We start from the raw sequence: 12936 nt of genomic DNA on the forward strand, positions 1-12936 counted from the left end.
AGACATGGTGTTGAACATCATTTGGATGATCATTCTTGGCCTGATCGTTGGCTGGATCGCCCGATTGATCGTGCCCGGCAAGGAGAACTTCGGCTGGATCGTGACAGCGTTGCTGGGCATCGTCGGCGGGTACGTCGGCGGCACGCTGGGCAGTCTGGTGTTCGCCCCACACAAGTTCACGGTGACCCCGCCGATCAATCACGCTTTCCTGGGTGCCTTAGTGGGCGCGGTGATCCTGCTGGTCGTTTACAAGTTCATCGCGGGAAAAACTAAGAGCTAGTCAGCGCGGCCGGGACTCCGCCGACCGGGCATGGAAATGCCGACAGCGCATTGGCCGCATTGCCCACGCTGAACGCGTGGGCAATGCGGATCCGATCCTCACCGATAAATGGCTCCACGGCGTCGGCCACTTCGTACGGTCCGAGGCACCAGCGGAGTTCTGCGATGTGCTCGAATCTTGGCGGGCAGAACTGGTCGAGAGCTAGACCGGGACCCCAGGCGCCGGCGGCGCCGCAGGAGGTGCTGGGGGCGCGGGCTGCCCCGGAGCGGCAGGCTCCGGAGCCGGTGCGCCAGGTGCCGCGGGAGCCGGTGGCGGCGGCTGGTTGGGATCGGCCGGCGGTGGCGGCTGGTTGGGATCCGCGGGCGGAGGTGCCGGCTGGTTCGGATCGGCGGGCTGCCCGGCCGGAGGCGTGGCAGGAGTGGGCGGAGTCCATGGGCGAACCGAGTCGGTCAGCGCCTTGGCCACGCCCTTGTCCACCGGGGAGGCCGCCGTGCCGAGCCAGACGATGAACCAACGATCCTTGCCCTTGCCCACGGCCGCGGCCCAGATCTGGCCGGGCTCCTTGGCGGCATCATCGAATTTGACCTCGTAGTACGAGGACGCCGCGGGCATGCCCGCGACCTCGAAGCTCTGATCCTCCTGGTTGACGCGGTTGCCCGGGTACGGCATGAAAAACTCGCCCATATCCGACGCCAGCCGGCGGGCGGCCTTCTGGTTATCGGGCTCGGCGCCCGCGAAGAGCTTGAGGTCGAGGCGACCTAGCAGGATGCTTCCGTTCGGTGCCGCCGGATTGGTCAGCAGCGCCGATCCGTAGGTGAGCCTGCGTGCATCCGACTGTGTCCAGCCTTGGGGCACAACGTAAGTGAAGCCACCTTGGTCATTGTTGACGCGTCCCCCATCTGCCGGCGCACCTGGTGCGGGCGGCGTCGCAGGCGCCGGCGTACCGGGTGGAGGTGATGCCGGGGGTGTCGTTACCGTCGTCGGAGTCTCCGGATTGGGTGCCGGTTGACCGGGAGCCGGTGTTGCTGGCGGCGGAGGTGCGTCAGTTGTCACCAGGTGGATATCCGCCGTACGTACTGACGTCGGCGCCTGACTGGCCGGTCCGGCGACGAGCGTGATGGCTCCTGCCCCTGACAGCGAAGCGACCGCGATGGCGGCCGCCATCACTCGTGCCTGTTGCGCCCGCTTGCCCGCCGATGTTGCCCGTGGTTGCTGCATGTCCATGAACGTACCGTTTTGTCCTGGACGTGCAAGCGTAACCGGCAATCGGCGCGCCCGATTTGCCGACCGCTGCCAGTGGCGCCACTTCGCGATCATTCGATGCGGCGGCAAGGGGTTTGGCTGACCAGAGGCAAACATAGGTTTCCTTTCAAAGGCTACCGAAATCCACGTCCCCAGCTATTGCGCCGCCTGAATGACGACCTCATGGGCCTTCACGGCAAAGTATGCCGACGCCTCAGGTGCCAGCTTGAGTTCTGCCGCGGCGGCCGCGGTGATATGTGCCGTGAATATCGCGGCTCCGGCAGATGCTGTTACAGCCACGGTGTCCGCATGGGCACTCAGGGTCATCACTGACACTGCGATGACGTTGCGCGGGCTACCCCCTGGTGGGGACAAATGCACACCGACGGCACGCGGCCCAAACACTGCGATGGCGCGCTGGCCCCGCGCGGGACTCCCGGTGCCGGACCACACACCATGGAGGACAAGGTCGCCGACGCACAGCGCGCCGTCCTCGCCCACGGTGCCGTCGAGGAGGTTCACTCCCGCGAATCGGGCGCCAAACTGGCTGGTCGGCCGGGCCAAGACGGTGGTGGTTTCCCCCAGCTCGGCGATTCGTCCGGAGTCCAGCACCATCACACGGTCGGCGATGGCGACCGCATCCATGATGTCGTGGGTCACGATCAGCGCGCTCTGGCCGTCGCGGCCCAGCACCCGCCCGAGCAGTGCCCGGATGGCCGGGGCACTCTCGGCGTCAAGACCGGACAGAGGCTCGTCGAGCAGCACCAGCTCGGGTTCGGTGGCCAGTGCGCGTGCGATGGCCACCCGCTGTGCCTGCCCCCCGGACAGTTCACCGGGTCGGCGTTCTGCGAGATCGCGCGCGCCGACCGAATCCAGCCAGTGATCACGCGTGCCGGGCACCGCGTCACGGTGACGTCCGCGCATCCCGAACTCGACGTTGCGTGCGACTGTCAGGTGCGGGAACAACAACGCTTCCTGCAGCAGAAGCGCGGTCCGGCGGCGGTGCGTAGGGACGAAAGTCGCAGTGGCACAGTTCGTCAGCACGTGGTCGCCGAGCCGTATCTCACCGGAGTCGGGTCGCAGCAGTCCGGCGATGAGCCCGAGCAACGTGGACTTGCCCGCCCCATTGGGGCCGACGATCGCCACCGTCTCTCCGGGCGCAACGGTGAATGTGGCCCGGACTCCACGTCCGGAATGACCTGCGTCGAATCGGAGTTCACTCATCGCCGCCACCAGTCCGGGCGCCAGGTCCGTGCGCCGACGACGGCCAGGACAACCGCTGCCACCGCCACCAACAGCAGTGAAAGCGCCACAGCCGATTGCGCATCGGATTCGCGTTGCAGATAGATCTCCAGCGGCAGAGTGCGCGTGACGCCCTGCCGTGAACCCGCGAACGTCAAGGTGGCACCGAATTCACCCAGCGAGCGCGCGAAGGCCAACACCGTGCCCGACATCAGCGCCGGCATCACCAGTGGCAGCGATACGCGACACAGCACAGTGGTCGGCGGTGCCCCCAAGCTGGCCGCCACGTGGTCATAGCGCTCCCCCGTCGTGACCAGCGCACCCTCGAGGCTGATGACGAGAAACGGCAACGATACGAAGGTCTGCGCCAGCACCACGGCGGAGGTCGAAAAAGCTATCCGGATTCCGGCGGTGTCCAGGTAGTGCCCGAGCAGCCCCAGCTTGCCGAAGGCATACAGCAGCGCGATACCGCCGACGACCGGTGGCAGCACCAGGGGCAGCAGAATCAACGGGCGCAGCAGCCGGGTCAGCCAACCCGGCCCGCGGGCCAACACAATGGCCAGCGGCACCCCCAGCAGCAGGCATAGCGCTGTGGTTGCGAGGCATGTCCGGAGGCTCAGCGCCAGCGCCGCCCGCGAGGCGGGGCTCGTAACCAGCGCCGGGAACTGCGCCCAGTCGGCCTTCACCACGAGTGCCAGCAACGGCAGCACGATGAGCACCGCTCCGATGGCCGCCGGCAGATAGACCCACCGCGGCAGACCGGGCGCCGACGTCACGGCGCGGAGAACCCCGCCGCCGCCAGAGTCTTGTGTCCAACGTCCCCGGTGACGGTTTCGATGAACTGGTTCGCGCGCTCCGGATTGCGCGAATTCGCCGTCACCGCAATGGGATAGGTGTTGACGATGGACCGTGCTTCGGGAAACCCGACGGCGGTGACCTTGTCGCCGGCGGCCTTGGCGTCGGTGACATACACCAGACCGGCGTCGGCTTGTCCCGCGATCACCTTGTTGAGCACGTCGGTCACTGAGGACTCTTCGCTGACCGGATTCACGTGTACTCCAGTCTCCTTGGAGGCAGTAGCGGCGGCCGCGCCGCACGGTACCTGCGGTGCGCACACCACCACGTCGAGACCCGGACGGGCCAGGTCGGCGAAGGTGGCGATGCCCTTCGGATTGCCCGGGGCGGCGACGATCGTGAGCGTGTTGGCGGCGAAGTCGACGGGATTGATGACCGTGTGCGCTTTCCACGCCTTATCCATGTTGGCCGAGTCCGCGGTGGCGAGCACATCGGCCTGGGCGCCCTGGGTGAGCTGCGTGACCAGGTCGGAGGAGCCGGCGAAGGTGAACTCGACCGTGGTTCCGGCGTGGGTGGACTCGAACGACTTCCCGATCTCGGTGAACGCCTTGCGCAGCGATGCGGCGGCCAGCACGTGCAACCGGACAGAGGCGGCCTCCGGGCCTTTTGACGAGCCCGTTGCGTTGTCAGTGGGTGCCGATCGCGATCCGCAACCGGACATGGTCAGCGAACCCGTGAAAAGAACCGCGACGAGAAGTTTCCATGCTCTGCTGGTCACCACCACGACCCTAGCGGTCGCTGGGCCGATATGCGGTGGTCGAGGGTATTGCTACCGTCCAGTAATATTGGGCGTCAAACCCGTGCGACCCGGCCGCCAAATCCGGGGTATGAGGTCCGGGTTGTGTCACGATCAAGCTGATCAGGCCTGGCTTCAGGTGCGGATTGGTAAGGCTTTCAGGAAGGTAGGGAAGGTACCGCCATGGACGTACTGGTAACCGGAGCGGTTAACGAGGTCGGCCGGGTGGTGGCTGCGGAGTTCCGCAACGCCGGCCATCGGGTCGTCATCACCGGCCCCAACGCGGACGAGCTGGAGATCGCCGCCAAGGAACTCGAGGTCGACGCCATCGTGTGCGACAACTCCGACCCCGACAGCCTCGAGGAGAACCTCGAGCTGTTCCCCCAGCACCTCGACGCCATTGTCAACATCCCCAACCCGGTCTGGAGCGAGCCCGGCCCGCATCTGGGCACCCTCACCGACACCGGAGAGGCCTGGCTGTCGCGGTACGAGTCCAGCGTCCTGACCGCCGTGCTGACGGTACAGGCCATCGGAGACCACCTGCGTTCCGGTGCGGCCATCGTCAACCTGTGCACATTGGGCACTCGCGACCGATCGGGCGCAACCACTGCCGCCAAGGCCGCACTATCGGCGTGGACCGCCGAGCAGGCCGAGCGAATGGGCACCCGCGGGATCACCATCAACACCATCGCGCCCGGGCAGTCTGCCGAGGCCAACTACGACGGCCTCGACAGGGCCGAGGATGCACAGGATCTGGTCGGTGCCGAGATCGCCCGGCTGGCCTTGTTCCTCACCAGCCCCCAGGCACGTCACATCACCGGTCAGACCCTGCACGTCAGCCGCGGCGTTCCGGCCGGCGTCAGCTAATTTGTAGCTAGAGTGCACTCCAGCTCCAAATCTTCGAATTGCCTTGCGGGGCAAGACAGTAATACCGCATCGGCGGATCGCGCGTAGGCTGGCCGAGTGACCATTCGGCTCGGATATCAGATCCCCAATTTCTCCTACGGCACCGGCGTGGCCGAACTCTTCCCCACCGTCGTCAACCAGGCGCGCGAAGCGGAGGCGTCAGGTTTCGACACCGTCTTCCTGATGGATCACTTCTATCAGCTGCCCATGATCGGCACCCCTGATCAGCCCATGCTGGAGGCCTATACGGCCCTGGGGGCACTGGCGAGTGCCACTAGCACCATTCAGCTGTCCACGCTGGTCACCGGCAATACCTACCGAAACCCGACCCTGCTCGCCAAGGCCGTCACCACGCTCGATGTGGTCAGCGGTGGACGCGCGATCCTGGGTATCGGCGCGGGATGGTTCGAGCTGGAACACCAGCAGCTCGGGTTCGATTTCGGTACGTTCACCGACCGCTTCGAGCGGTTAAGCGAAGCGCTCGAGATCATTCCGCCCATGCTCCGCGGTGAACGCCCCACCTTCGAAGGCAAGTACTACCGCGCCGAGACAGCGCTGAACGAACCGCGGATCCGTCCGCACATACCGATCATGATCGGCGGCAGCGGCGAGAAGAAAACGTTCGGTCTGGCGGTTAAGTACGCCGATCACCTGAATCTGCTCAGCGCGCTGGACGAGATCCCACACAAGTTGTCGGTACTGAGGCAGCGCTGCGAGGAGGCGGGTCGCGACCCGGCCACGCTGGAGACCTCGGCCTTCTTCTCGGTCTTCATCGACGACGATTCGGCTACCGCCTGGAAACTGGCTGCCGAACAGTTGCGCAAGAACGGCCTTGACCTGGAGACCCTGCCCGAGGATGTCCGGGCACAGGTGCTCGGACGCACTTTGGTGGGTAGCCCGGAGGAAATCGCCGAGCAGGTGCAAACCCGGGTGCTCGATCAGGGAATCGACTCCGTCACCCTCAACGCCACCGCCAACGGGCACGTCCCTGGTGTGGTGGAGCTGATCGGCAACACTCTTCGCCCGTTGTTCAAGGACTAGTCGGACGGATTCGGTCTCTATCGCGCGATCCTTCGGCAGGATGTGGGATATGGACGCGCCGTTCAGCTTGAAACCCGCTGCTTGCGCGGTGACGGCCCTCCTTCCCGGGGTATCGGACGACGCGCTGGACAACTCGACTCCCTGTACCGAGCTCACGGTCCGTGCGCTGCTGAATCACCTGCTGGGTCTGTCGATGGCCTTCCGATACGTCGTCCAGCCCGAGGAAGCCGCGGCGCTCGGGATGGACCTCTCCGGCCCGTCGTTCTCCGAGGACCTTGATCCGCAGTGGCGGACCTTGTTACCGCAACGTCTCGCCGACCTCGTCGAGACCTGGGCGCAGCCCCGGTCCTGGGACGGAGAGTCGACCATCGCGGGAACCGTCATGCCCAATGACCAGGTGGCAATGGTGGCCCTCGATGAACTGGTACTGCACGGCTGGGATTTGGCGGCGGCGACCGGGCAGCCGTTCGACCTGCCCCTGGGCACCGATCCGGCCCTGTACGGGTTCATCAGTGCGCTCGCTTCCGACACCGGAATTCCCGGTTTGTTCGGTCCGCAGCGGCCCATTTCCCCGGGTGCCCCACAGTTCGATCACATGCTCGCCATGTCGGGACGTGATCCAGCCTGGCGACCACAGGACGTGTGAGATATTTCGCTAAACTAACTGACGCGACGTGAGGGGAAATCCCGACTACGGTTGGGGTGTTGCACCAAGTGTCAGACAAGGTGAATAACCCCAGTTGAGACACCATTCGATGAGGAGTGATCGATGAGCACGACACCAGACGCCGCCAGCTCTGCGGCGCCTGTCGAGGCCAATCCGAAGCCCAAGATCAAGGACGCGCTGACACCGAAACACCGGGTCGTCATCATCGGGTCGGGGTTCGGCGGCCTGACCGCCGCGAAGACGCTCAAGCGCGCCAACGTCGATGTCACGCTGATCGCGCGCACCACTCATCACCTGTTCCAGCCGCTGCTGTACCAAGTGGCCACCGGGATCATCTCCGAAGGCGAGATCGCTCCCCCGACGCGGCAGATCTTGAAGGACCAGGACAACGCCCAGGTCGTTCTCGGCGATGTGACGAGCATCGACCTGGAGAATCAGGTGGTCCACTCCTCGCTACTGGGTCACGACTACTCCACGCCCTACGACAGCCTGATCGTCGCCGCGGGCGCGGGCCAGTCGTACTTCGGAAATGACCACTTCGCCGAGTGGGCCCCGGGCATGAAGTCCATTGACGACGCTCTCGAGCTGCGCGGTCGCATCCTGGGCGCCTTCGAACAGGCCGAGCGCTCCAGCGATCCCGTCCGGCGCCGCAAGCTCATGACCTTCACCGTGGTGGGTGCCGGTCCGACCGGCGTCGAAATGGCCGGGCAGATCGCCGAACTGGCCAACGAGACCCTCAAGGGCACCTTCCGGCACATCGACCCGACCGATGCGCGGGTCATCCTGCTCGATGCCGCGACGGCGGTGCTGCCGCCCTTCGGCCCGAAGCTGGGAGACAAGGCGCGCAAGCGTTTGGAGAAGCTCGGTGTTGAGATCCAGTTGGGTGCCATGGTCACCGACGTGGACCGCAACGGCCTGACCGTCAAGCACTCCGACGGCACCGTTGAACGCATCGAGTCCTGGTGCAAGGTGTGGTCGGCAGGTGTGTCCGCGAGCCCCCTGGGCAAGAACTTGGCCGAGCAGTCGGGTGTCGAGCTGGACCGCGCCGGACGCGTGAAGGTTGGTGCCGACCTGTCGATTCCGGGTCACCCCAACGTCTTCGTGGTCGGCGACATGATGGCGGTCGACGGCGTGCCCGGAGTCGCTCAGGGCGCCATTCAGGGTGGGCGCTATGCGGCCAAGCAGATCAAGGCCGAGCTGAAGGGGAGTAGCTCCGCAGAACGCCCCCCGTTCAAGTTCTTCGACAAGGGTTCGATGGCCACCGTGTCGCGGTACAGCGCGGTGTGCAAGATCGGCCGGTTGGAGTTCAGCGGGTTCATCGCGTGGGTCATGTGGTTGGCGCTGCACCTCGTCTACCTGGTTGGGTTCAAGAACCGGCTGGTGACGCTGATCCTGTGGTCCATCGCCTTCGTGACGCGCTCGCGTGGGCAGATGGCGATCACCGAACAGCAGGCCTGGGCGCGAACACGTCTGGATCAGCTTGAGGAGCTCGTCGCGGAGAAGAACGGCGACGATGAAGAGATCGCACAGCCGGAAGAGGAAAAAGCCGCGAGTTAGTCGCGGTTAGTCGGACGGAAGACGCCGCCCCTGCCACGTGAGCAGGGTGGCGTCGCCCGCGAGGCGCAGCACGGTGGCGTCAACCGGACCGGACTGAGCGGAATCATTTGCGGGGTAGCGCAATTCGCTGATCAGTGCCAGCGGGCAGCCCAATTCGTCATCGGTCACCGATCCGGCGCCGAACTCCACGCGGTGCCGCAGCAGCGGGCGATCGTCGATATCCGCGTCGAGCTGGCCACTCCAAAATCCCGACGACTCCCCTGCTCTTCCGATCTGCACGCGCTCACGCAGTCGCAGGCTCGCGTCGACCGATCCGCGAACGGTGACGTGCGAGTGGTGGGAGGCGTTGGCCGCCACGATGGTGGGCGCGGGGTCTAGATCCAGCCTGCCTGCCACCGAACAGTCCCAGGCCATCCAGGACTGGAGCGTATCGCGGCCGGGCAGGGCCACCGCGGCCGCCACGGATCGCACCTTCAGCAGCACCCCTTCGCCGACTTCGATGCGTACCGAGATCTCGTCGCCACCAAGCGGACTCGCCGCCACTCCGACCAGATGCACGGTGTCGGCGTCGGTGAGTCGCCCCTGCAGGCTTCCCGAACAGCGCAACCGTGGGAGTCGGCCCTTTTCCGCAATGATCTCGACGTCAGTGCGCATGGTCCAGATGGTGCCGCACCCACGCCAACACTTCGGCGGCCGTCGGGTCCTCCGTCAGCGAGATCATCGCCGTTGGCCGACCGTCGCGCACCGCCGCCGCATCACGGGCCATCACGCCCAGATCGGCCCCCACCATGGGTGCAAGATCTGTCTTGTTGATGACCAGCAAGTCCGAGAAGGTAACGCCGGGACCGCCTTTGCGTGGCACCTTGTCGCCGCCGGCGACGTCGACCACGAAGATCTGCACGTCGATCAGGCCCGAGGAGAAGGTGGCTGTCAGGTTATCGCCGCCCGATTCGACGAGGATGAGGTCGAGCGGATCATTGGTGGCGATGAGATCCTCGATGGCATCCAGGTTCGCGGTGATGTCGTCGCGGATCGCGGTGTGTGGGCAGCCACCGGTCTGCACCGCAGTGATGCGCTTGTCGGGAAGCACCGCATGGCGGCGCAGGAAGTCGGCGTCCTCAGTGGTGTAGATGTCGTTGGTCAGTACCGCCACCGAGATCTCGTCACGCAGCGTACGGCACAGCGCGGCAACCAGCGCGGTCTTACCGGATCCCACCGGCCCGCCGATCCCAACGCGCAGCGGCTCCCCCGGTTGACGGACCCGACGCGGCCTATCGATGTGCTGATGGGGCTGGCCGTCGAGGAGGTGCGGTGGCATGTTGATCCAATCGTGGTTGTACGTGCAAACCTAAAACTACGAAACAAACAGCGGGCGTTCACGTGTGAGATGCTGCTCGGCGAGCACATCCAGAAGCGGGTCCGACAGGCAAGCCAGCCCGGAGCTTGCCAGTGTCGCGGTCTCCTCGCACAGGCGCGTCAGGGACAGGGTGCCGACCGCCACCTCCGCCGGGTCCAGAGCCAGCAGTCGCTGTCCTGCCGTGGCGGATCCGGTCAAGGTCGTGTACACGACGACGAGGGCGATATCGCGGCCCGACAAACCCGCTGCCAGCCCAATGATGCCGTACACCACGGCCAGATGCGGCTGCCGGCCGTGCGCACGCCAATCGATGTGCGGCCAGACGCTCCCGGCCAGGCGCTTGAGTCCCCGGCCCTGAGCGCGCGAGGCGTCTCGCGCGGCCTGCGACGGGGTACGTGCGTCCGTTTCGGCATCTGCTCGCACCGGATCCAGCTGCCCCGATGCGACGGCCGCAGCGATGGACGCCGCGACAAGGCCATGAGTCCGGATACGCCGCCGCAGATAGGCATTGAGCGTCGCACCGTCCCGCACGAGGCCCTGGGCGACGGCTTCCTCCACCCCGCCGGAATGCACATGCGAACCGGTCGGCAATCGGGAATCGGCCAGCGACAGCAGCAGAGCCGTTGTCGAAAGAGGGGTCGCAGAAGCCTCCGTCGCTCCCATCAGAACAGGAAATACCGTTGCGCCATAGGCAGTTCGGTGGCCGGCTGTTCCTGCCACACCTCGCCGTCGATACGTACGGTGAAGGTATCTGGATCGACTCGGATATCCGGCATCGCGTTGTTCAAGGGCAGGTCGGCCTTGCCGCGATGGCGGACATTGCGGGTGGGAACCAGTCTGCGCCGCAGCGCAAGCCGCGCGGCGAGGTCGTCCTCGATGGCCGTCGGTGAGACGAAATGCACGGCCAAGCCCGGTGCCACATTGGGCATGGCGCCGAACATGGGCCGCGGCAGGACAGGTTGCGGGGTGGGAATGGAGGCATTGGCGTCACCCATGGCCGCCCACGCGATGGCACCTCCCTTGATGACGAGATGCGGCCGGACCCCGAAGAACGCCGGTTCCCACAGCACCAAATCGGCCAGCTTGCCGACCTCGATGGAACCCAGCTCATGATCGATGCCGTGGGTAATCGCCGGGCAGATGGTGTATTTCGCGACATACCGGCGGACGCGGTTGTTGTCGTTGCCCTTGGCTCCGGCTGGGTCGCCTTCCAGCGCGCCGCGGCGCTTCTTCATGACGTGCGCGGTCTGCCAGGTGCGCATCACCACTTCGCCAATGCGGCCCATGGCCTGACTGTCACTGCCGATCATCGAGATGGCGCCGATATCGTGCAGTAGATCCTCGGCCGCGATCGTGGATGGGCGAATCCGGCTCTCGGCGAAGGCAAGATCCTCCGGTACGGCCGCGTTGAGATGGTGGCAGACCATGAGCATGTCGAGATGCTCGTCCAGGGTGTTGACGGTGTGCGGGCGGGTGGGGTTGGTGGAGCTGGGCATCACGTTCGGGTGACTGGCCACGGTAATGATGTCGGGAGCGTGCCCGCCGCCCGCGCCCTCGGTGTGGTAGGCGTGGATCGCGCGTCCCGCGATCGCCTCCAGAGTGCCTTCGACAAAACCTGTTTCGTTGAGGGTGTCCGAATGCAGGGCGACCTGAACATCCGCCTCATCCGCGACGCGCAGGCAGGCATCGATCACCGCGGGCGTGGTGCCCCAGTCCTCATGCAGCTTGAAACCTGCCGCCCCGCCGCGCAATTGCTCCCACATGGATTCGGGGTTGACGGTGTTGCCCTTGCCCAGCAGCAGCACGTTCACGGGCCATCTGTCGAGTGCTTGCAGCATGCGGCCCAGATGCCAGGCGCCGGGTGTCACAGTGGTGGCCTTGCTGCCCTCCGCGGGGCCGGTGCCACCACCGATCATGGTGGTGATGCCACCGCCGATGGCCTCGTCGACCAGTTGCGGACAGATGAAATGGACGTGACAGTCGATGCCGCCCGCCGTGACGATCCGGTCGTTGCCGGCGATGATCTCGGTGGACGGGCCGACGATCAGCTGGGGATGAACCCCGTCCATGATGTCCGGGTTGCCCGCCTTGCCGATGCCGACGATTCGGCCATCACGAATGCCGATGTCGGCCTTGATGATTCCCCAGTGGTCGATGATGACGGCGCCGGTGATGACGGTATCGGGCGCTCCTTCGGCACGGGTAAGGCGGCTCTGCCCCATCGACTCGCGCAGCACCTTGCCACCGCCGAAGACTGCCTCTTCACCCGCTAAACCGGGGCCGCCACATCGATCCTCGGTGATCTCGATGAGCAGGTCGGTATCGGCCAACCGGATGCGGTCACCGGTCGTCGGTCCGTACAGCTTGGCGTAGTGCTCCCGCGATAGCCGGGTCATGCGGGGTCACCGCCATCCAGCCGTCCCGGGGCGTCGAGCGTCAGTCCGTGTACTTCGCGGCGACCACGTAAGGGCACCAGCCGAACCTTCTGGGCGACACCGGGTTCAAAGCGAACCGCGGTACCCGCCGGAATGTGCAGGCGGTGTCCGTGCGCGGCCTCTCGATCGAAGTCAAGCGCCGGGTTCGATTGCGGGAAATGTACGTGACTGCCCACCTGCACGGGGCGGTCACCGGTATTGACGACGTCGAGCTCGATGACGGGCGCTCCCGCGTTGAGTTCAATATCGTCCGGTGCGAACAGGTATTCGCCAGGAATCATGTGACTCATCCGATCGGGTGGTGCACGGTAACGAGCTTGGTGCCATCGGGAAAGGTTGCCTCCACCTGGACGTCCGGGATCATCTCGGGCACGCCGTCCATCACATCGTCGCGCCCCAGCACCTCGCGGCCGCTGGCCATCAACTCCGAGACGGTGCGACCATCACGCGCACCTTCGAGGAGATGATCGGTGATGATGGCGATTGCTTCGGGATGGTTGAGGCGCAGGCCTCGGGATTGGCGTCGTCGCGCCAATTCCGCCGCATAGGAGATGAGCAGCCGTTCCTGCTCGTGCGGGGTCAATCGCATAAGGGGCGATCCTGCCATGATCCGGGCTG

At 65.6% G+C, this 12936-nt stretch carries 16 protein-coding genes; 6 read left to right on the plus strand and 10 right to left on the minus strand.

What is annotated here, in order from left to right; genetic code table 11:
* Positions 1 to 4 precede the first annotated feature (4 nt).
* Positions 5 to 280 (plus strand): GlsB/YeaQ/YmgE family stress response membrane protein, encoded by a 276-nt coding sequence (locus B4383_RS17920; protein WP_030097937.1) that lies wholly within the window; start codon positions 5 to 7, stop codon positions 278 to 280.
* Between the two features lie 76 nt (positions 281 to 356).
* Positions 357 to 485 carry a hypothetical protein gene (locus B4383_RS27190; protein WP_286150661.1) on the plus strand — a complete coding sequence of 43 codons (129 nt, stop codon included), beginning with the start codon at positions 357 to 359 and terminating at the stop codon, positions 483 to 485.
* Here the strand turns inward: B4383_RS27190 and B4383_RS17925 are convergent.
* The 4 genes from B4383_RS17925 to modA form a co-directional block, all read right to left on the minus strand.
* Complete coding sequence (locus tag B4383_RS17925; protein ID WP_078292504.1) at positions 482 to 1498, minus strand: APA family fibronectin-binding glycoprotein; 1017 nt, start codon at positions 1496 to 1498, stop codon at positions 482 to 484. The genes B4383_RS27190 and B4383_RS17925 overlap by 4 nt on opposite strands.
* Before the next feature lie 180 nt (positions 1499 to 1678).
* A complete protein-coding gene (locus tag B4383_RS17930; RefSeq protein WP_078292505.1) occupies positions 1679 to 2746 on the minus strand; it encodes an ABC transporter ATP-binding protein in 1068 nt (355 codons plus the stop codon).
* Positions 2743 to 3540, minus strand: coding sequence for an ABC transporter permease (locus B4383_RS17935; protein WP_078292435.1), 798 nt, complete (start codon positions 3538 to 3540; stop codon positions 2743 to 2745). The genes B4383_RS17930 and B4383_RS17935 overlap by 4 nt, the downstream gene beginning before the upstream one ends.
* Entirely contained in the window at positions 3537 to 4280 is a 744-nt protein-coding gene (gene modA / locus B4383_RS17940) for a molybdate ABC transporter substrate-binding protein (RefSeq protein ID WP_217697276.1), read from the minus strand. The genes B4383_RS17935 and modA overlap by 4 nt, the downstream gene beginning before the upstream one ends.
* A 258-nt stretch (positions 4281 to 4538) precedes the next feature.
* Between modA and B4383_RS17945 the strand changes: the two genes are divergently transcribed.
* From B4383_RS17945 to B4383_RS17960, 4 genes are all read left to right on the plus strand, one after another.
* Entirely contained in the window at positions 4539 to 5222 is a 684-nt protein-coding gene (locus B4383_RS17945; protein ID WP_078292437.1) for an SDR family oxidoreductase, read from the plus strand.
* A gap of 96 nt (positions 5223 to 5318) precedes the next feature.
* A complete protein-coding gene (locus B4383_RS17950) occupies positions 5319 to 6302 on the plus strand; it encodes an LLM class F420-dependent oxidoreductase (protein ID WP_078292438.1) in 984 nt (327 codons plus the stop codon).
* A gap of 49 nt (positions 6303 to 6351) precedes the next feature.
* A complete protein-coding gene (locus tag B4383_RS17955) occupies positions 6352 to 6948 on the plus strand; it encodes a TIGR03086 family metal-binding protein (protein ID WP_078292439.1) in 597 nt (198 codons plus the stop codon).
* Between the two features lie 123 nt (positions 6949 to 7071).
* Complete coding sequence (locus B4383_RS17960; RefSeq protein WP_139360861.1) at positions 7072 to 8526, plus strand: NAD(P)/FAD-dependent oxidoreductase; 1455 nt, start codon at positions 7072 to 7074, stop codon at positions 8524 to 8526.
* A gap of 6 nt (positions 8527 to 8532) precedes the next feature.
* Here the strand turns inward: B4383_RS17960 and B4383_RS17965 are convergent, their stop codons facing one another.
* Genes B4383_RS17965 through B4383_RS17990 form a run of 6 tightly spaced genes read right to left on the minus strand, consistent with a single transcriptional unit; the run spans position 8533 to position 12907 of the window.
* A complete protein-coding gene (locus tag B4383_RS17965; protein WP_078292440.1) occupies positions 8533 to 9180 on the minus strand; it encodes an urease accessory protein UreD in 648 nt (215 codons plus the stop codon).
* On the minus strand, positions 9170 to 9844 hold the full coding sequence (gene ureG / locus B4383_RS17970) for an urease accessory protein UreG (RefSeq protein WP_078292441.1): 675 nt from the start codon (positions 9842 to 9844) through the stop codon (positions 9170 to 9172). The genes B4383_RS17965 and ureG overlap by 11 nt, the downstream gene beginning before the upstream one ends.
* Before the next feature lie 36 nt (positions 9845 to 9880).
* Positions 9881 to 10546, minus strand: coding sequence for an urease accessory UreF family protein (locus B4383_RS17975; RefSeq protein WP_078292442.1), 666 nt, complete (start codon positions 10544 to 10546; stop codon positions 9881 to 9883).
* Positions 10546 to 12279 (minus strand): urease subunit alpha, encoded by a 1734-nt coding sequence (locus B4383_RS17980; protein ID WP_078292443.1) that lies wholly within the window; start codon positions 12277 to 12279, stop codon positions 10546 to 10548. The genes B4383_RS17975 and B4383_RS17980 overlap by 1 nt, the downstream gene beginning before the upstream one ends.
* The gene (locus B4383_RS17985; protein ID WP_078292444.1) at positions 12276 to 12599 is read right to left on the minus strand and encodes an urease subunit beta; all 324 of its coding nucleotides are present in this window, start codon (positions 12597 to 12599) and stop codon (positions 12276 to 12278) included. The genes B4383_RS17980 and B4383_RS17985 overlap by 4 nt, the downstream gene beginning before the upstream one ends.
* A 5-nt stretch (positions 12600 to 12604) precedes the next feature.
* Positions 12605 to 12907, minus strand: coding sequence for an urease subunit gamma (locus tag B4383_RS17990; protein WP_030097951.1), 303 nt, complete (start codon positions 12905 to 12907; stop codon positions 12605 to 12607).
* Positions 12908 to 12936 lie beyond the last annotated feature (29 nt).

The organism is Mycobacterium sp. D16R24 (genome assembly GCF_002013385.1).
Taxonomy (GTDB): Bacteria; Actinomycetota; Actinomycetes; order Mycobacteriales; family Mycobacteriaceae; genus Mycobacterium.